The organism is Natroniella acetigena (assembly GCF_023227745.1).
GTDB classification, from domain to species: Bacteria; Bacillota; Halanaerobiia; order Halobacteroidales; family Halobacteroidaceae; genus Natroniella; species Natroniella acetigena.
The window spans coordinates 20880-42324 of record NZ_JALKBX010000020.1 but is presented as its reverse complement, the minus strand read 5'-3'; the positions used below and the strand labels follow the sequence as shown (position 1 = coordinate 42324).

Sequence of the window (21445 nt, the reverse complement as noted above, 5' to 3'; positions counted from 1 at the left end):
TAAAAAATAAAAGGTAGGGAGGTGAAACCTGGTTATAATTAATTTTATATAGTTTTGAACAGTTTTTTATAACCAGGTACTAATTTATGCATAAAATGAAGACCTTTATGCTGATGTTTACATTATTTATCTTATTTATCTTTCTCGGGGGAGCTATCGCCGGAGAAGATGGAATGATCATGGCCTTTATCTTTGCACTAGGAATCAATGTCTTAAGTTATTGGCATAGCGACAAGATTGCTATCAAGATGACCAAGGCCAAACCTTTGAGTGAACAAGAAGCACCAGAGATCCATGATATGGTACGACGGCTGAGCAATAAGGCTCGAATCCCAATGCCTAGAGTCTATATCACTCCGTCTAGTCAACCCAATGCTTTCGCTACAGGACGGAATCCAACACATGGCGTGGTAGCAGTAACTAGAGGAATTGTCAATCTATTGGATAGAGATGAATTAGAAGGCGTAATTGCCCATGAGTTGGCCCATATCAAGAATCGTGATACCTTAATCAGTACCATCGCTGCAGTAATGGCTGGGGCCTTAGCATTCTTAGCCCGGATGGGAAGGTATCGCATGATCTTTGGCGGACGCCGCCGTAATAGTAAGAATGGAGGTGCTCTCTTACAGATTGCAGCTATGATTTTGGCCCCCTTGGCAGGAATCATCATTAGAATGGCTATCTCCCGTTCACGAGAATATTTAGCAGATCAAGAAGGAGCACGGATAGCAGGTAAACCTGATGGTCTAGCTAATGCTTTACAGAAGATGCAACGTCATGTCCACGGCAGACAAATGAAGGTCAATCAAGCCACATCTCATATGTTCATCTTAAATCCTTTCTCTGGTCGAGGGGGAATAAGCAAGTTATTTAGCAGCCATCCACCGACAGAAGAAAGAATTCAAAAGTTAAGAACTATGAGGTAGAATATAGTTGCCTGACGGCAACTATATGTTAAGTATAAGTCTAAGTTTAAGACTGAAGTTAAGGCTTTTGTAAGGGCAATCCTTGTGATTGCCCTTGATTTGTAGGGTACCCATAAAGGGCACCCTACAAATCTAAAAACCAAAACTCTCCGTGAAAACCATAAAGACCATATCCACATAGGTCTACACTACAAAATAATTTTTATTTTCTTAATGGTTTAGCTGATAGCTATGTGGCACAAAAGTGCCACATAAACAAAAAACCCCGCCCAAATTAAGGCGAGGTTTTCTTGATTAACTTCAGTAATAAAATTCATACTTACATTAAACATCCTGAACTTTCTTCTCTTGAATTAATTTCAATTACTTTCTAAATTGCTTCAAGAAAGAATCACAATATATATCATTGTTAAGAATAATCTCTGCAGTAGCTATTGAATCTAACATTTCTTGATCATTAGCTTCCATGATAGCTGCATCCAATCCAGCTGCCATAGCCATTACTAAAAAGGTTCTATTAATTAGTCCCATATTAGTACAGTTCTGAGAAACATTACTTAATCCTAAAACAGTCTTAGGAGCAGGATCTGCTAATAACTTAACCTGTTTAATAGTCTCCAATACTTCTGGAGCGTGATCTTGAGCTACATTAACCGGTAAAATCAATGGATCAACATATAAGTCTTCCATTGGAATACCGTGAGCATCAACATTAGCTACAATTTCCATTGCTTTAGCTGTTCTAGTAGCTGAATCTTTAGGCACCCCTGTCTTATCCATAGCCAAACCGATTACTTCCGCCTCATACTCTTTAACTAATGGTAAGATAGCTTCTAACTTAGAAGGTTCAGCTGTAACAGAGTTAATCATTGCTGTTCCTTTGTGTACTTCTAATGCTGCTTCCATAGCATCAACATTTGTTGTATCTATACAAACCGGAGCATCTACTTCATCTTGAATAACTTCTACTAACCACTTCATAACCTCTGGTGAATCTTCAACTGCTGGACCAACGTTAGCATCTAAGTAATTAGCACCAGCTTCTAATTGTTTTACAGCCCACTCTTGAATTGCTGTAGGATCTTGATTCTTAATTGCCTCACCAATATCATTAAACATTCCATTAATTCTTTCACCAATAATAATCATTTTTTTACCTCCTCATTTTATAAAAAGTACTTAATTAATAAAACTTCACTTCCAGATAACTCTATGAGTTATCTGCCATTAAATCATCACTTAAACTTTGTACATTTTTAGCAGCTTGTGGATGACGCATCACTAAAATATTAGCACCAGATTGTAATACTGTACTTGCAGTAAAAGTTTCCCACATCACACCTCTATTTTCTTGTTCTCCCCACTGTGGGTTCTCTTCAACAGAAGTATTAGGCTCTTTTACTCTCCAAGCTTCTTTTCCAGCAAAAGCAATCATCGGCATTGATAACATCTTATCACCTCTTAGAGCACTCAATCTAATTCTTTCCATTACAGAATAAGAATACTCTAACCCATACCCTAAACTACTCAATAACGGGTCAATAACTATCCTATCCTCTTTAACTCCTAAATCAGTCAATAAGATATTCAACTGCTTAGCAATATTCATATCTACTGGTGACTGAGCAATTAGAGTATGATTATGAATCATACACGCCCCAGCAATCGTTTTATAATTATCTTCTTCAGCAACACCAATTAAGAGATTTTCACCTTCTGCTACCTCAGCTACTGCTTTTAATACTTCATTATCCTTTTCTGCATCTTCACAGCCAAGCACCATCAAAGGTACTCCTACTGCTTCTAAAACATCTTTAACAGTCTGAGCAACTTCTTCTGGAGAACGATCTTGCCCAGCAGGATCAGCACTTACTAATCTTAAAGCAATTAACTCTGCTCCTTCATCTTCACACTTCTTAGCCCAAGCAACTGGGTCAGAATAAACATCTTCCCATGCTTCTACCAATGGCTCAGCCCATCCTTCTGGCTCTTCATCAAACACCTCATAAGCTACTACTGGTTTGTTAGGAATCTCCCCCTCAAAATCCAAGAAAGGTAAAGCAGCTTCCCCTCCTACAGTCACTGTAGAAGTACGAGTACCTCCATCTTCCTCTGTAGCTCCAATAACAACCTCTGTTACTTGACCCTTCCATTTTTCTTTAAGCATTTCTACTGCCATTTTATTCTCCCCTTTCTATAATTTTATCACAGATACATCTCATCTTTATAAGACAGTCTTTTCAACAATCTCTTCCACTGCTTGAACCACCAAAGCATCGTCTGGCAAATCAACCAGTGACTTCCCATGTAAATCATATTCCATCACTTGTGAATCATCAGGTAAAGTTCCGATCAACTCTAAACCTGTCTTATCTATCTCCTCTTGTAATATTTCAATAGTTCCCTCTTTTACTCTATTAACTACTAAATATATTTGCTCTACATCTAATTCTAGTTCATTTACTATCTTCTTAACTCTACCTGCAGAACGAATACTACGTGCACTAGCATCACTGACCACAAATAAAACATCTATATCTTGAGTAGTCCTTCTACTCAAATGCTCCAAACCTGCTTCATTATCCATTACAAAATAAGGATAATTAGCATTCAACTTCTCAATAAACTTCTTCAATAAATCATTAGGATAGCAATAGCAACCAGGTCCAGTTGGCCCACCCATCACTAATAAATCTACATCATCATCTTCAACCAATGAAGCATTAAGCCTATACTCAATATAACTTAACTTATCCATTCCAGCAGGTGGTCTACCCTTCATTTCCTTAAACTCTCTTAGCAGCTCTGTTATGGTAGTACGTACATCCAGCCCCAAAGCTTCATCTAAGTTTGCATTAGCATCAGCATCAACTGCTAAAATTGGCGTTTCTTCATTTTTAATCAATGTTCTAATTAAAAGAGAAGAAAATGTTGTTTTACCTGTTCCACCTTTTCCTGCTACTGCTAAATTCATATCTGTCAACTCCTCTTTTATATTTAACTTATTCTCCTGTTACTGAAGGAAAGAGACTCAAATCAGTATGAGGAATAAATTGAGCTGATACAAACTCATCCATGAAATCTTGGCTATAATTTTCAGCACTCAATTCAAGATAAGTCATCTTCCTAGCAATCTCCTGTAGTTCTTCAAACTTATCTTCTGATAAAAGACTCATCCTTGCTCCCTTTAATGATGTATTTCCTATAAACTTAAATCTATCTAATGGCAAGTCAGGTAATAGACCTATCTTCAAAGCATCATCAAGTTTGATATAATTACCAAAACCTCCGGCAATTAATACCTGGTCTATAAATTCCTCAGTTAAAGCCATACTATTTAACATCATTCTAATCCCAGCATAAACTGCTCCTTTAGATCTGAGTAAATTTTTGATATCATTTTCTGAAATCACTATATCCTCTTCTATTCCTGCTTCATTGGCCCAGACTAGGACGAATTCCTTATCATACTCTCCATCTCTTAGCCTCTCATGCTCCAGTTCTTCATCGAACTTTCCAGAGCGACCGATGATTCCTAGATCTTTTAATAAGGCTAGTAAGTTAATCAGACCTGATCCACAGATACCGATTGGTGGAACATCACCAATTGTACTATATTTGACCTCATAGGTCTTTGGATCTATGTCAAACATCTCAATTGCTCCTGACATTGCTCTCATTCCATAGGTAATTCCTCCACCCTCAAAAGCTGGACCAGCTGAACAGGAACAAGTCATTAACCATTCTTTATTCCCTAATACTAATTCACCATTAGTACCAATATCAATAAAGAGTGTTATCTCATCTTGCTCAGCAATCTCGGCAGCTAAAGTTCCTGAGCTTATATCTCCACCAACAAAACTGCTTACTCCAGGCAAGCAATGAATTAAACCATCCTCTTTAATCTTAAGGTTTAACTCTTTAGCCCTTAATGGTGGAACGAAGCTGACAGTTGGAATATAAGGCTCTAATCGAATATTATTCGGATCTATCTCTAACAACAGATGGATCATAGTCGTATTTCCAGCTAAAACTGCTGTCTTGATCTGACCCTGCTCTATTCCTTGTTGACTAACAATCTCATCAATTAAGGAATTCATAGTACCAATTACAGCTTGATTAAGCTTTGCTAAGCCACCTTCATTCTCTTTAGCAAAATTAATCCTACTGATTACATCATCACCATAGTTGGCCTGCTTATTATAGCTACCTTCTCGAGCAATAACCTTACCAGTTGCTAAATCTACCAATTCCACTACTACAGTAGTCGTTCCGATATCTACTGCCAATCCATAATCAACCTTTTGGTCATCTAATGACTTCAACTCAGCAATTTCATAATGATCACCCACTTTTGCTAATGAAACTTGAGTCTTCCAGTCATTTTCTCGCAAATGGACAGCCAAATCCTTTAATGCAGGTAATGAAGCTTGTAATGATGAAAGCTCTTGCTCACGATTAAGTTCAGTCTCTAATCTTTCTAGATCACTAACATTATCTGTTAACGAAGGTTGACTTAGTTCTACCTCTACCTTTCTATAAATAGGGTTAAGGGTCAATTCTTGAGCAGCTGTTAACTCCTCTTCTGTTAATACATCTTCCCTTTCTTCAACCTCTTCTTCTATAAAAACCTGATGCTTGCTCAACCGTGATTCTGGTGGGATCTCAACTATTAAATCATCTTTTACCTCTGCCTTACAAGCCAATACATAACCCCGTTCTAATTTGTCAGGGGAAAGGTTCCCCTGATCAAGTATTTCAGCTTCTCCTTCTTTAATAACCAGCTGGCATTTACCACAGCTTCCACTGCCACCACAGACTGCTTTCAAATCAATTCCAGCCTCTACTGCTACTTCTAACAGATTAGCTCCTAAATCTACTTCTATTTCTCTTTGATCAGGTACAAATTTAACTAATGGCATACATTTCCCCCTTCCAAAACTAGATCAGTTATTCATTCAACTCGCTTTCCCAACGATTAGAAATAAAGTTTGGAATTCCAGAAGATTCACGTGGTCCTACAATAACGTCCCAACCAGAAGCCTCTTCTAACTTACCACTGATTACTGCCACATAACCTGAAATAATTAATTTTCTATGATCAACCATATCCTCAATATCCATCTCTTCAGTTAAGATCTCACCGATCTTAGCTCCACCAAACTTATCGGCTGCCCAAGCTGTCAAGACAGAAGTTCCATCTGTATCAATTGGGATAATATAAGCAGGTTCCTTACTTGCTGATACATCACCTTCTACACTGTAGTAACTTAATGAGAAGTTAGTCGTAATAAAGATTGGAGAATTCTCATCAGGCTCTCCCACTTCATAGACTTTATTTGGTTCAACAGTAACCGGTACTCTTGGATCTGTATAAATATTCTGTCTTACTGTTAATAATGATAACATTTCGGCTAACTCTACTGTATTACTTAAAACTACAATTCCAGCATATTTAGTTATATAAGTGCTTGCCTGCATAACCTCTTCTTGAGGATCTTCTTTAGTCGTGAACGTAATTGTTGGAAAACCTACAGGTCTAAACTTCTTCTTAATACATAATCTTCTAATCACCGTCTGATCTCTTAACACTTCAGATGTTCCACGAGCTCCACTATCAATTACTAAGTCTTCATAATCAACCTTCTTGGTCAATTCTGCTAAACTATCTAAGTCTTCACCCTTAACTGCTAATGGACATTCATTATCTTTAGCTAGCTCCGTCATTGCTTCATAATTATCTGCAGTCGCTGCATAAAGCAATGGATTCTGATCAGCTACTATATCTAAAGCGGCTTCCATTGTAGCTGAATCCTCAGTAACCAAAATTAGGCTTCGCTCACTATTATCTGCTACTGTTTGAACAGCTTCAACAAAAGTATCCGCATCTCCAGAATCATTTGTAACAGCAATCATGTCAACTTCTATATCTTGACCTACTCTCTCAAAACTTAAAGCATTGATCTGCTCTACTTTAGCTGCTACATCCTCTTCATCGCTAACTGCAACTGCAACTCCTGTTTCATTAAAAAATGTCTTATCGTGTCTAAATAACTCTGTTTCTCCACCAATTTCTCGCTCATAATTTCCTGCACCAACAGTCACAGTAGCAATTGGAGGCTTAGATGCAGCATCTAATGCAGCTTTAGCCTCATCAGATACATCTGGACATTCACTTAATTCAGCTTTCCCTTCAGCCAGCTGCATCGCAAATGCTAAACACGTAGGAGACCCACACTCTCCACAGTTTGTTTGAGGCAACTTCTTATAAATCTCTAATCCTGTTAATCCCATCTTTTAAAATCCCCTTTCGTTAATGTATTACTAATCTTTATTAATAAAGATTAGGAATGAAGGCCGATTATAAAACAATTTACAACCAGCCTTCTATTGTAAACTAAATTATCAAGTGATTCAACCATAAAAAACATCAAAATATTTCTCTATACTATATACAGTATAATTTAGAGTGATTACCTACTATATATGGTACGTCTTTTGTAATTTTATAATTAATTAGACCTTTTTGAGTTTAACCATCAGGTCACTTTATAATAATGGATCCATCTCTAATGCTGGATGACCTTTTTCTTGTAAGAAGGTCAGAATCTCTTCAGAATCAGTTCCTACTGTCTCATCAGCAATCTTGTCATAGAAGTTATCTAAACCTAATTCTTCAGCTCGTTTCTTTATGTCATCTTCTAACTCTTCTTTAAGCTCTTTAGGCATCCAGATTACTCTACCTAATCCACCATCAGCTCTAATGAATTTATCACTACCAATATAAGTCTTACCAATTCCCATAAATCCTGGAGTTTGGTTACCTCCCCCTACTGTACCAGCTAAAGTAGAGAAGGTCATTCCAACAGGTGTTTCACCACCATGTTCTCTGTTAACAATCATAATCCCATTGGCTTCAGGTACCATCGCCATAATTGCCTCAAAACAACCACAAGAAGTCATTGGTGCTTCCATCAGTGAATAAATATTTACTTCTTCTATCTTTCCACCTGATTCTTTACCCTGTCTTTCATTTACTGCTTCCCATTGACCTTTATGCTCATCTATTACTCCATCCAATTCAATTGGCTGGTTGGCCCCTGTTGGATCAATCTCATAAGCTGCTTTAGCATCTAACCAACTAATAGCTCCACAAAGCCCAACTCGATCTGGAGTTATAATACAGACATGGTCAGGAGCAAATGATTGACATAATAGACAATCATAGAACTCATCAACAGACTCATCACTCAACTCTTTCATTCTATCATCACGCTTCTTATAGCGATCCTTAGCCTCTTGATAAGACTCATCATAGACTTCGCCTTCTTCAGTAATTAATGTTACCTGCATTCTATCTATAATTGATGGATACTCTGATTTAAACTTAGCATATAAAATTTCACCTATACCCTTAATGGTAAATCCTTTTTCCTGAGCTTCTTTACTAATTCTCACCCAGTTTATATCTCGTTGGCCCATATGCCATAATCCTTCACCATAGTTACAGAAGTAGTGAACTCTTCTCTCAATTACTCCCTCAAAGTCTTCCTGCATATCTCGACCATAAACATCTACCATAATACCTAGTGGTAATTGTCCCCCAGGCTCTACTTCATCTAAATCAGGACCAATCAATTCTACTTTTCCATCTTCTACCTCATCTTTATCTACCGTCTTCACTAGCTCAAAAGCTGGGGTTCTCTGACCACCAAATTCAACATACATATCATCTCTTCTGATCTGTTCACCCTCAAAGGCAGCACCTACAGTAATCGGTACAGGAATATCTACAATCTCAATATGAATACCTTTTAGTTCTAATCCTAACTGTATCATTTCTTCATAATCTTGTTCTACTATATACCATTCATCTATCTCTTCTTCAATGCCTTCATAATCTGTAATTACTGGTAAACCTAAATGATTTGCCGCTAAATGAGCAGAAACTCTAACTTCATCTGGCTCTCCTAGAGCAATTACAAATGCATTAATCTTTTCTCGAATATAACTCAAGATTTTTTCATAATCTCCTCGTTCTTCGCCTCCAAAAGCCAATGCTGCTCTTACTGCAAAATTCACAATATGAATTACCTGGGTAAAGTGACCTAACGGAACTGTTAAATAATCCAATCCTACTTTTACATCCTCTTCTATTAATTGTTCTATTACTTCATCACACAACATAGTCAAAATACCTTTTCCTTGTAAATCAGTAACCATATCTGCTACTTCTTTACTGCTTCTTCCCTTACCAATAATTAAAGCAATACCAGGAATTGTTCCATCTACTAGTGATACTCCTAATTCCCTTAAAACACCATCTTCTATAAATCCAGTGTAAATTTCATCCTCATAAGGGTCCTCATCACCTATATATTTTAATGCCTCAATTATTTCTGCTGCAATTGCTGTTAATTCTCCAGCCTTCTTAGCATTTTCAAAATCATACTCATGGGTTAAGTTACTCTTGAATTTATTTAAAATTCTAGTTAAATCTCCTGCTTTCTCTACCTTCGTACCTTCTAATCCTGAAATTAGAGGTAACTCATAGCCTGTATCAGGGTATGCTACTTCTGTATCTGGTCCACATTCTATAAGAACCTTATTAAGTCTAGTCTCTGCAAAACTAGTAGCAACCATCGCTCCTTCAATAGCTGCTTTACATAACTTTATTGTCATTTTTAACCCTCCTTATCTTAACCTTAATAATCTCGTAAATTTCGTATTCGTAATTATATAACCTTACATTTAATTAATCAACACACCTTAGTTACCTATACCCTCAATGATAAATCATTCTTTTCTTGTTTTATTTTATCTAATTTAACCTTCTACTTTTTCTTTCGCCTTAGCTTTCATCTCTAACATCCAGTTTCTTTGATCAATCTTATCTATTAATTTTTCAGCAGCAGCTTCTGGATCTGTTTCGACTATAAAATGACCTCCAAATACATCCTCTGCTATATTGGTAGCTACATCCGTTACCAAAGTACTACCAGTTACTGGAGGTACTACTCCTACGTGAGTCGGTAATCCTAATGTCACTGCCCATGAACCGATTGATACAGCCTTTTCATGCATTGCCTCTGGTGCAGTAGCAACTACCGGTAATTCACCAAGATCCAAACCTGTATAATCAGCTAATGCTGTTGCCAACTTAACTGCTCTAGAGTTATCAACACAAGAACCCATATGCCATACTAATGGTAACTCTACTCCTGCAGCATCACTAAGTTGACCAATAAACTTCTTAAGCCCTTCTCCTGCATATTCTTCTACAGCTTCTGGAATCATAAGCCCATGCTTACCAAGAGAGTTAGCTGCACAACCAGTGGCTACACATAATACATCATTCTTAACTAACTCTTTAGCTATTTTAAGATGGTTTTGATCTTGTTTAGTCTTTACATTATTACAACCAGCAAATAAAGCAATTCCTCTAATATCTCCACTTGCTAAAGCATCCGTAACTACACTTAATGGGTCATCAGCATTAACCTTCTCTAAAACTGCTACAATTTGCTCCACACTAAATCCAGCCATTAGCTTACTTTTATAGTCTGGAATATTAACCTCTGCATTCCTCTTCTTGAAAGCTTCAATTGCTGTTTTAACAATGGTATCTGCATCAGCACCGGCAGTTGCATCATTAAATTGAATATGCTTAGCTCCTGTAATTTTAGATATCTCCATAGTTGTAATGATTTCAGTATGATAACATCTTGATATCTCTTGTAAAGAAGGCATTAGACACTGAACATCAACTACCATAGCATCTACAGCACCGGTCATAATTGCTAACTCCTGACTAGTATAGTTAGCTGCTAACGAAACACCTTGTCTCATTAAAAGCTCATTTCCAGTACAACAGATTCCTGAAATCTTGATTCCTTTCTCAGCTCCAGCAGCTTTAGCTTCATCTTCTAAACGTTTAGCTGCTTCTACTACCTTTTCACTTAATAATGGATCGTGACCATGCACTACTAGGTTGACTGCATCTTCCTCGAGTACACCTAGATTAGCTTCAGATTCGACCAACTCTGGAGTACCAAATAAGATATCTGATAAATCAGTTCCCATTGCACAACCTGTAAAGTCACTCAATGCTGTTTCCAAACCACCAAAGATTAAATTTAATGGATCACTATCTACTCCCATAGCAGTTCTATGCATTGAATCAGCGATAACATCATTAATACCTTGTGGAATAACATCACAGTCATTTAAAAGATTGTAACGGCTTTCAGGTATCGCTGTCTTTAGCCAGCTAACTTCTTCTCCATGATAACCGATAAAGTTACTAATTGCTTCCTCAGCTACCTCTTTAACTATCTCATTAGTCTCTCTTCCTTCAATCTCTATTCCGAGTGCAGTAGCCATATTCTTTAACTTGGCTTCATCTTTAATTTCATAATCCTCTGCCTTACCTGAAGCCACCTCTCTTAATACCTCTGCAACATGTCGCGCGTGACCTGAGTGATTAGCGGCACCACCAGCAATTGTTCGCACTAAATTACGTGCTACTATTGTATAATCCCTAGCTCCACAGATTGCTTCTTGATTACCTTTTCCATTGTCAGATGGATTAACTCGACAAGGACCTTGTAAACATATAGTACAACAGACTCCAGCAGCACCAAAACCACATTGTGGTGTCATATCTTCATAGCGAGAAAAACAACTTTCATGCCCCTTTTCTTCTGCTATTTGCAGCATCTCTTCACTTGCTGGATCAATAACTCTATCCTCAAAACTCATCTTTTCAACCCCCTCATTTAATTTGTGAAATGTCTTAGAAGAATGAAAATCTTACTTTTACATTATTTCTAGAAGATAACTGACTAGCTCTCTCTATTTATCTGCTACTTACAGTATCTCTTCACTCGTTGGATCAATAATCCTATCCTCAAAACTCTTCTTTTCAACCTCACCATTTAATTTGTGAAATGTCTTAGAAGAATGAAAATCTTACTTTTACATTATTTCTAGAAGATAACTGAACTAGCTACTTCTATTTATCTGCCACCCCCCTTCAAAAGATTGGTGTACAATAGACCCATTAATAGTTGCAAAGCATCCTACGACTAAATATTTTCTTTTAGTTGAGAATATCCAAGATTCTTATAGATAGTTTCCATATCAGGCTTTAAAGCCTGATATAACTTTTCACTATCTCCTTTTGTCATCGCAGAAGCAACTACATCTTGACTAAAAGGAATAAAACCCAAGAGCTCCTCAGCAGAAAAATTATCTCTAATTAACTCTTCAGCTTCTTGACCAAAAACTTTATTAGCTATAATCTTAACCGCAGGAATTCCTAACTCAACTGCCATCTTCTTGACGGTTTGAGCAGTCTCAATACTGACCTGACTGCCCTCAATCACAATTATTAACAGGTCAACAGCTTGAGCTGTTCCTCTACTTAAATGCTCAATACCTGCTCCCATATCCAAAATTACAACTTCTTCTTTATTAGTTAATAATGATTCAACTATAGAACGCAAAAATGAATTTTCCTTACAGTAACAACCGGCACCACCTTGTTTAATCTCACCCATCCTCAAAAATTTAATGTTATTTAAATTATATGCATAATCATCTAATATATCATCAACATCAGGGGTTAAACTAATAAAAGCACCTCCACCAGCATTCTTCTCTTCAATCACCTCTTCTAACTCCGCTAGTGGTTTTAATTTCTCTACTTCTTCTTCTGGAATTCCTAAAGTAGTAGCTAAGTTAGCATCTGGATCAGCATCTACAGCAAAAATATGATAATCATTTTGAGAGAACATCTTACTTAGAGTTGCTGTAATTGTTGTTTTTCCTACTCCACCTTTTCCTGAAATAGCTATTTTCATCTACTTTGCCCCCCCCTCTTTCAATATAAAACAAATCCAAATATAACTAAATTTTTTTTTTATAATCCACTCAAATAATTCTTACCTCATATACGTTATTAGATAAAATCATGGTAATACCTTCAAAAAAATATATAAATTTTAAAATATGATAAATTTAGATGTCTACTAAAAATAATACTTCCCTTGAATTATTATAAATTTCTTAGTAATTATTTTCACAATATACGGAAGAAATCCTCCCTGCAATAAATTACAACTTAGTAAGCAATAATTGATAATTAAATCATATTTTTTAGCAAGTGCAACTCTATATAACATAATTTATGAACTTCTTATTCTTTTTTCTTTTTGCAGCAAATTAATTATCTCTAAACACAAACTAGTAATTGGTGGATTTATCACGTCAGACTTTGCGTGTGTGTAAAAAGATTTACCTTAACTGTTTTTAGTATATCATGTTTTGATAATAATGTCGAATTATTTTTAAAACAGCACTTACATCCTGGGGGCAAGCCCATCAGTTTCTACGTCCAAAATCTATAATCCACTCAAATAATTCTTGTCCCATATACGTTATTAGATAAAGTTCTGATAATACCTTCAAAAAATATATAAATTTTTTAAAAAAATAATCAGCTAAGTGAACCTCTCCACTTAAATTAAAAATTTAGATGGAGCTTCTCACTACTTCACATACTCCGAAATGGGTATGCTACTAGGTGAGTTTATGCGAAGTGTGTCAATTAAGTATTTGCACCTGAAAACAGGCAGACCTTATTCGCAATGGTGAGTCCACAGCACCATTATCCCTAGCCTAAATAGGTTCAAGAATAGATTAATCCTTTACCTTGAATATTTTACACACTAAAGGACTAGTTAGTGTAACCCCAAATATTCACTTGTGCGTTAATTGACAGGCAAAGCCTGTCAATGTTTCACTACAAGGGGTCAAACCCACTGTGGTTTACACGAAGGGATGAGTTGACATTACTATTTTCTAACCTTGTACTACAATTAGTATATCACATTATCTTAGATATTTGAAGATATTTAGATAAAAATTATTTTCTATCAAATTAGTTATCTCTAAACACAAGCTAATCGATGACTGAATAGATTATTATATAGCTATATTGTAATTAAGTTTCTCTTTCACATAAAAAACTCCATACTTTTAATACTTTCACTGACACGGATCCTACGAGTCTTACAAACCAAGACTCTCCGTGAAAACCATAGAGACTATATCTACAGACACAGACACTTAATCAATTCAACAACTGATACAATTGCTCCACATCCTTCTCTAATAGATACCTTTTAAAAGCCCTAGTCTCTTTTAATAGCTCCTTTAATCTTGCTTCATTCTTCTTATCTTTAGCTAACTTTTGCTCCTTAACAGCATACTTCAACAAAATATTATTAGGATTGATCAACTCAAAATCTATATAACCTAAATTCCTCAACTGCTTTAGAGCCAAAAACACGGTTCTTTCCCGTTCGCTAGTTAAAGCAGCTAGCTCAAAGATAGAAGTCCTACCTGATTTCTCTTCAATTATATACTTTATCAATTTGCTGAGCAGATTCAAAAACTCTTTCCCTGTTCTTAATTCTGAGTTAGAATAACCCAGAATTAATTGTTGGGGCTTAAATTTAATAATTAACTCCTCTAAAATATTGAGTTCAGGCGGACAAGAAAGTAAGACTAAAGTACTTGCTTCTCCAGTTTGATAGCGATTAATTAATTTAGTAAGATTTAAATCTTCTAATCCTTCATAATAATAAATTGGATCATTGAACTTTACAGCATGCTGTTTAAGGTCAGGATGGTTGCGATAATCTTTAATCTGATAATCGATCCTCTTCTCTTCTCGATTCAACTCTCCTTGCTGACCCACAACCTCCTTAATTACCAATTGAACCTCCCGTCTTCCACGCCAGGTATCTAAATCCAAGGAATAGACTAGATTTATTTTATCCCCTAACAGCTCTTCATCAGCTCGCCACCAAACAGCTGAAATACGCTCAGTCCTATCATCCAATAATAAGTTTAAATGCTTGCTCCCACTTGTAAATGGTCTAGCTGAAACAACTTCAACTTGTGAACTATAAAAAAGGGGCTTAGGATTCTGCTCTCCAAAAGGGGCCAACTCCTGTAACTGCTTATAAAAATCTAAATCTATCCTATCAAATGATAACTGACCATCAACCTCTATCTTTCTGACCTCTCCTACAGTAGCTATTTTTTTCTTCAATACTGCTCTCAATTCTTTCTTAAAATCAGCTAATTTATCCTTAGTTAAGGAAAAACCTGCCGCTCCTGCATGCCCTCCAAAACCTTCTAACAGATGAGCACATTCTTGTAAGGCGTGATAGATATGAAGCCCGGGAATCGAACGAGCCGAGCCAGTGATTATCTCCTGCCCTTCTTTAAGGGTCATTAATAAAGCAGGAACCCCAAACTTTTCAGATAATCTACCTGCTACTATCCCTAATATTCCCTGATGCCAATCCTCTTGATATAAAATGATCGGTTCTAAAGCTTCTTCTGCTGGTAATAGACTTAAGGCTTCCTCTTCCATCTCAGCACTTATCTCTTTGCGTTGCTCATTAATTTGATCCAACTTAGCAGCCAGTTGCTTGGCCCTTTCAGGTTCAGAGCTCAAAAATAACTCAACTGCCTCTCTAGCATTCCGAATCCTACCAGTAGCATTGATTCTAGGAGCAATTTGAAATCCAATATCCTCTGCCGATAAATTAAAAGGCTCTAAATTACATAACTGACACAGCTCTTCTATCCCTACCCAGTCAGTAGTAGCCACTGAATTAAGTCCCTGTTGTAACAAGTAACGATTTTCATCCTGTAAGGGAACTACATCTGCTACTATAGCCAAGGCAGCTAAATCAAGCAACCTTTCTGCTTGATCCTCTTGCCCTACTTCAGCAAAGACGGCCCAGGCTAAAAAATAAGCCATCCCTGCCCCAGGCAGATAATACGCTTGATGATCTGCTGGTAATAACTTAGGAGATAAGATCAGATCAGCAGCTGGTAACTCTTCTGGCAATTGATGATGATCAGTTACAATCACCTGCATCCCCAATTGCTTTGCTAACGCTATCTCTTGCTGATTAGAAATTCCACAGTCACAGGTAATGATTAGATCAATACCTCGATCAGCCAAATCTTTGATTACACTTTGATTGATCCCATACCCTTCCGTAAAGCGATCAGGAATATGATAGCTAACCTGTGCCTCTAATTCAGTCAACATACTGACTAAGATAGTAGTAGCTGTTACTCCATCAACATCATAATCACCATAGACAGAGATCTTTTGCCCAGTTTCAACAGCCTCTAAAATCATAGTTACAGCTTGTTCAATCTTAGGAAACTGCTCAGGCTCTGTCGGCGTATAAAATTGAGGATCCAAAAACTCCTTTGATTTCTGGGGTGTAGTCAATCCTCGATTATAAAAGATTCTAGCCAATAATTGATCACCATTAAACCTATCCACTAAAAATTGAGGTACTTCAATATTCTGTTCAGATTTATAATCAACTGTAATCTTCATTCGATTCCACCACCATCCAACTTATTATCTAAAATTGAAACTGATCAATACTCTCCCAATCAAAATCAAGATCTAAATCCTCTTCTTCAACCTCTAATTCAATTGCTGGTTCTCCATGACAGACTGGGGAATATTCACAACGAGCACAGATCTCTTGATCGCTGGTCGCAATAAATTCTTTAGTCTCTTCTATCTGTTTGATCTTGCTAATTAAAAGCTCTTGATCATCCTTAAACTGCTCCTCAGTATAAGAGATCACTTGCTCCTTTTTAAAGCGAGGGTTCCAATAAATCATCTGAATATCCTCTGGCTTCCAACAACCTGTTGGAGAATAACTACCACCTGCTTTACATAATACATACCGATAGACTTTAGTCTGGATTGCCTTTCGCCTATAGAGCTGCTTAGTGGGCTTGGGCGAAGTCTTCCATTCATAAATGATTGCTTTCCCTTCCGGAGTAATATATAATAGATCAAATTTTGCCAGGATCCTTAAACCTGCTTGATTAATTCTAAATTCTTGCTCAGGTAGAAAAGTTCCCCCCTCCAAATAAGGTCTGTAATTAATCAAACTTTCTAACCACTCTACCATTTGATCTGTCAGCAACTCTTTATCAACAAGCATCTTGCCCTGCCGATAATACCTATTAGCTAAGTCATGGAATAAGATTCCTTGTTCAATAACTGTCCTCTCTTCTTGCTCCATGCCCCAATCCCTACCCCAATAGAGCCCATCAAGATAACGACGTCTAAACCTCAACGGGCATTGTTCATAGGTAGCTAATGCTGATTTACTGAAATATAACTCCTTTAACTTAGCTCTGTTCATAATTCTTTCGCTCCTCTATAATAAATTGGGCCAACATCTCAAAGTAGTTGCTCGGTTTTAAGTATCCTTTCTGACTACAACTCAAGAATAAATTCTGCTTGGCCCTTGTAATAGCTACATATAATAATCGCAATCGCTCACTGATTAAATCAATCCTAGCCTGTTCCAAAGGAGAGATATCATCTTCTTTTTCTGAAGAGATTAACATTTCTAATTCAGCCTTACCAACAGCTACTAGATTACGTTTATCCTTCGGTAAATGCTTATTCATATCACTTCTGAACCAATCATTTACTGTAGCTGGAAACTTTGATGAGGTAAGATAGGTCAAATAAACAGTATCCCACTCCAACCCTTTAGACTTATGGGCAGTCAAGACTGTAATCACTCCTGGCTTAGGTTCAAACCCATTAACTTGTCTTAATTTACTAGCAACATTTTCAAAAGAAGACTCTAAACTATAGATCTGCTCAGCAACATCAGATAACTTCCACTCTGGATTTTCTGTTAACTGCTCCCTGATAATCAGAGCAATCCCTTGGGCCAACGCCAGATTATCCTCTGCTAACTCTAGCTGCTCTGCTAAAAATAAGACCAACTTATCAGGCGGAAACTCTAAGCTAGCATCCAACCACAATTTAATCTGGTCTAATGCTTGAGTAAAAGCAGTATAGAGCTTAGGATTACCGATTAACTCGTCAGGAAAATCTATTACTGATAACTCTTCACCCAGCGGATAGATTAATTCTCCTATAGACTTTTCCTGAAACACCTGCTTGATCACCTGTAATTCTGAAGCAGTAAAGTCAACCAAAAAAACATCTTCCATTAATCTTTGCAATCGCTCTAACTTATGAGGTTTGACTAAATAACGGACTACTTTCTGCAATACAGAGATAGTATTCTTATGGCTATTACTTATATGCCCTACCTCTTCATAAGCTGCTCCTAACTTTTCAAGCTCTTGAGCAAAGCTAGATTTGATCTTATTGGTAGGGGCAATAATTGCAATTGTATTGTCCGGATTCTGGTCAGCATGCTCCGTAGCAAATTTTGCTATCCTTCTTGCTTCATCCTCAAAACTTTTAAAAACATGAGATGCTATCGTATAACGGTCAGTTTCAGGGTTTTCTCCTGCAACCGGCTTGATCAACTGCCTTTCCAAAGCGGTTTTACATTCTACTTGAGGATGCTCTTTACAACTCCATTCAACCAATTTATTGGCTAAGTCTATAATCTGCTCCGTACTTCTACTGGCAGATAAAATATCTATCTTCCTAGCATTTTGGGAATCACTCTCTTTCAGACGCCGACAAAAACTTCTAAAGTTATCGGGATCTGCTGAGGTGAAGGTACCCATAATCGCTTGATTAGAATCACCAACCCTAATTAAATTACCCCCATCTCCAGTCAGCAAGGTCAAAATCTCTTCTTGAATCGGATTTGAATCCTGAGCTTCATCTTCAAAGATATATGTCCATTTCTTCCGTAATCTAGCCAAAAGTTCTTGATCTTCTTCTAATAAGGTCAAAGCATTAACAATTAAATCATTAAAGTCAAGCCAGGCATTGTCATGTAACCTCATAGAGTATTCAATAAATACATCACAAGCTAGATTGAGATATGAGTTATGATCTAACTCTTCTTTTAAAGAAGAAATCTGAGCTGTACTAACACGCTTCATCTTCAGATGAGCAATCATTCGGTTTACAAACCCACAAAAATTAGCTCTTATATTATGATCAAGCCCTCGTTGTTGATTGATTTCGATCAAATTTCTTAGTTGGGACTTATTATTATCTAGCCACTGATTGGTTAAATCTTCAATCAGCTCTCCTTTTTTTCGTTGATCAAGTACTTGAAATTCCTGATTAATCAATAATTGATCAGGTCTTTCCTTTAAGATATTCATCGCTAAAGAATGAAGGGTTTTGACTTCATATCCTTTGTTTTGGGGCAAGCCTTTCTGTTTTAAAAAACTTCCAATTCTAGATCTAAAGTTTGAAACAGCAGAGTTCATATAGGTGACAATCAATACCTTCCCTGGAAGCACAAGATCATCCCTAGCGATCAACTCAGCTGTCAAATAGGCAAGAGTAAAGGTCTTACCTGCACCTGGAATGGCAGGTACCGCTAACAGTCCTTCTTCATATTCTGCTACCCGATCTTGGCCCTCCCGTAAATCAACATCTGCTAAATTAATCATTACTTATCACCCCTGCATAATCCTCTTCTAACCATTCAGCCAATCTACCACTCTGCTCCCACCCTCTACTACTTAAATAACTATCTGCTAAAAAGACTCCATCGGTAACCTTACTCAGTAAGCTTTTTAGATAATCAGTCAATTGTTCTTTCTTAATCGCTTCTTCTGCTTTGTCATTCCATTCGACTTGGTTACGATCTTTGGATGAAATATGGGGATTACTCAACTCCTTACTCCCACTTTGCAACCAGAAATCATTAGATATATCAAGTAAGAAGAGATATTTGACCTTCTTTACTTGGGGAACAGTCAAAAAAGTATAAGGGGTCGCTAAGATTACTTGCTCACTAAAATCATCTGGTTTAAATAAGACTTCTGCAGCCAGAGTACCCCGATTGACCATATTTATAAAATGATAAGCTAAACTCTTTTGATCTAAACCCTGTAAACTATTGATTACCTTTCTAAATTTAACGATCGATTCAATCATCTGCCGACAAGCAAAGATATCTTCCTCGGTCAATGATAGAGGAGATAATAACTCTCCAAAAGCGGTTTGAAAGAGATAATCCAACTCAAGCTCTCTTTCTTCCATTATACTTCGTTTCTCTTCTATCCATTCCCGTAAGAGAGTATACTTTTCTGAATTATTAAAGCCTATCTTAGCTATTAAGCCTTCCTCCTCTAAGTCAGGCAGCTTAAGCTCATCATCAGCAATGATCTGTTCTGCTAAAAAAGAGCTCCTTACTGGATCAAAATCTAACAACAGCCCTAATGTCTGTACCAAAGCAGAAAACTTCAATTCGACACCTAAAGTTGGATTGACTAATAATGCTAAGACCAGCAAGGCTTGAGCAAATCGATTATCAATCAATCTCTTATTCTGAGTCAAATTAACTACAGCATAATCCTGTTCAGCAAAGTATCTATCCAAAGTGAATTCTAAGACCTCATCAATTTGAGGTGAGATTAAGGCAATCTCTTCAGGATTGACCCCCTCCCTAATTAATTGCTCCACTTGCTGGGTTAATTTAGTCAACATAGTCCCTCGAAAGTCCTCTTTGATAATCTGATCACTGATGAAGTCATGCTCAGCAAAAGGCTTACCTGAGATAATCCTTTCTGAAATATCTTCAGCTAATTGACGAGCCTCTGGCGTTGATGTATATGATTGCTCCAATTGGACTAATTCACACTCAGGAAAGAGCTTTTCCATAACCAACCCAGGAGCAGCTCCAAAGAAGCTCCCAAAGCTTCCTTCGGGATCAAATGCCAGATATGATCCTGTAAGCTGATCGAACAACTTTAAAATCAGATCTTGCCCTACCGGCGCCATTAACTCTAAGTTATCTACAATTAGGTAATCATATTCTGCACTCAATCGCTGCCGATAATTCTCATCCTGTAGTAGATATTCATTATATAAGTCTACCACTAAGGAATAATCAAAACAACGCTGTTGTAAACAAAGCTTCCTAAACTCTTTAATTACTTCAATACTTTCTGTATATGAAATAACCTTATCTTCATCTCCAGCTGCGGAGCTACTCAATCTATCCTGCAACTCTGCTAAAGAAAGATTATTTAAAGCTGCTTGATTTAAGTTATCAAGTAGCTGAATAGCAATCTGTTGAGCTGTAGCATTGACTGCAGCAAAAAAACCTCTTTCACGAAATTTATTTACAAATTGGCCCATTATATATTGAGCAGGTTCGATAGTCATAAAGGTTGGTTCAATGACTTTCTTTTTTCCAGTTAACTTCTGCTGAATCAAATCCCAATAGACTCTAACCTCCCGATTGACAAATCCGAAGTATGTAAATATCTCTAAAGAATCGATATAATCAACTTCAATTTCTGAACGCCACTCTGTTACACTGCTACCATTTTTAAGCAACACCAAGCAGTTGCTCGTCTTATCTTCCTGCCCCAGTTCACAGTATTTCTCAAATAATTTAGTAGTCTTGCCCGTTCCACCCGGGCCAACATAAATCTTCTTCTCCATTACAAAGCCTCCATTTCTACCTCTATTCTAATCACTGTCA

The 21445-nt window shown here is 37.0% G+C and carries 13 protein-coding genes; 1 reads left to right on the top strand and 12 read right to left on the bottom strand.

Annotated elements, in window-relative coordinates:
• Positions 1-86 precede the first annotated feature (86 nt).
• Positions 87-926, top strand: a complete 840-nt coding sequence (locus MWH25_RS06405; protein WP_345947231.1) for a zinc metalloprotease HtpX — start codon at positions 87-89, stop codon at positions 924-926.
• A 363-nt stretch (positions 927-1289) separates the two neighbouring features.
• Here the strand turns inward: MWH25_RS06405 and MWH25_RS06400 are convergent, their stop codons facing one another.
• The 12 genes from MWH25_RS06400 to MWH25_RS06345 form a co-directional block, all read right to left on the bottom strand.
• Positions 1290-2075: a methyltetrahydrofolate cobalamin methyltransferase gene (locus tag MWH25_RS06400; RefSeq protein WP_248626818.1), complete on the bottom strand. Its 786-nt coding sequence runs from the start codon at positions 2073-2075 to the stop codon at positions 1290-1292.
• A gap of 61 nt (positions 2076-2136) precedes the next feature.
• Complete coding sequence (gene cdhD / locus MWH25_RS06395; protein WP_248626817.1) at positions 2137-3105, bottom strand: CO dehydrogenase/acetyl-CoA synthase subunit delta; 969 nt, start codon at positions 3103-3105, stop codon at positions 2137-2139.
• A 45-nt stretch (positions 3106-3150) separates the two neighbouring features.
• Positions 3151-3900 carry an ATP-binding protein gene (locus MWH25_RS06390; protein WP_248626816.1) on the bottom strand — a complete coding sequence of 250 codons (750 nt, stop codon included), beginning with the start codon at positions 3898-3900 and terminating at the stop codon, positions 3151-3153.
• Between the two features lie 28 nt (positions 3901-3928).
• A complete protein-coding gene (locus tag MWH25_RS06385) occupies positions 3929-5848 on the bottom strand; it encodes an ASKHA domain-containing protein (RefSeq protein WP_248626815.1) in 1920 nt (639 codons plus the stop codon).
• Positions 5849-5876: 28 nt separating this feature from the next.
• Positions 5877-7220: an acetyl-CoA decarbonylase/synthase complex subunit gamma gene (gene acsC / locus MWH25_RS06380; RefSeq protein ID WP_248626814.1), complete on the bottom strand. Its 1344-nt coding sequence runs from the start codon at positions 7218-7220 to the stop codon at positions 5877-5879.
• A gap of 255 nt (positions 7221-7475) precedes the next feature.
• Positions 7476-9608, bottom strand: a complete 2133-nt coding sequence (gene acsB / locus MWH25_RS06375) for an acetyl-CoA decarbonylase/synthase complex subunit alpha/beta (protein WP_248626813.1) — start codon at positions 9606-9608, stop codon at positions 7476-7478.
• A gap of 144 nt (positions 9609-9752) precedes the next feature.
• Complete coding sequence (gene cooS / locus MWH25_RS06370; protein ID WP_248626812.1) at positions 9753-11687, bottom strand: anaerobic carbon-monoxide dehydrogenase catalytic subunit; 1935 nt, start codon at positions 11685-11687, stop codon at positions 9753-9755.
• Between the two features lie 326 nt (positions 11688-12013).
• The gene (locus tag MWH25_RS06365) at positions 12014-12790 is read right to left on the bottom strand and encodes an ATP-binding protein (protein ID WP_248626811.1); all 777 of its coding nucleotides are present in this window, start codon (positions 12788-12790) and stop codon (positions 12014-12016) included.
• 1271 nt (positions 12791-14061) lie between these two features.
• Positions 14062-16365, bottom strand: a complete 2304-nt coding sequence (gene recJ, locus MWH25_RS06360; protein ID WP_248626810.1) for a single-stranded-DNA-specific exonuclease RecJ — start codon at positions 16363-16365, stop codon at positions 14062-14064.
• Between the two features lie 28 nt (positions 16366-16393).
• Positions 16394-17194, bottom strand: coding sequence for a PD-(D/E)XK nuclease family protein (locus MWH25_RS06355; RefSeq protein WP_248626809.1), 801 nt, complete (start codon positions 17192-17194; stop codon positions 16394-16396).
• The gene (locus tag MWH25_RS06350; RefSeq protein WP_248626808.1) at positions 17181-19400 is read right to left on the bottom strand and encodes an ATP-dependent helicase; all 2220 of its coding nucleotides are present in this window, start codon (positions 19398-19400) and stop codon (positions 17181-17183) included. Before MWH25_RS06350 ends, MWH25_RS06355 begins: the two co-directional genes overlap by 14 nt.
• The gene (locus tag MWH25_RS06345; RefSeq protein ID WP_248626807.1) at positions 19393-21405 is read right to left on the bottom strand and encodes a UvrD-helicase domain-containing protein; all 2013 of its coding nucleotides are present in this window, start codon (positions 21403-21405) and stop codon (positions 19393-19395) included. The genes MWH25_RS06350 and MWH25_RS06345 overlap by 8 nt, the downstream gene beginning before the upstream one ends.
• Positions 21406-21445 lie beyond the last annotated feature (40 nt).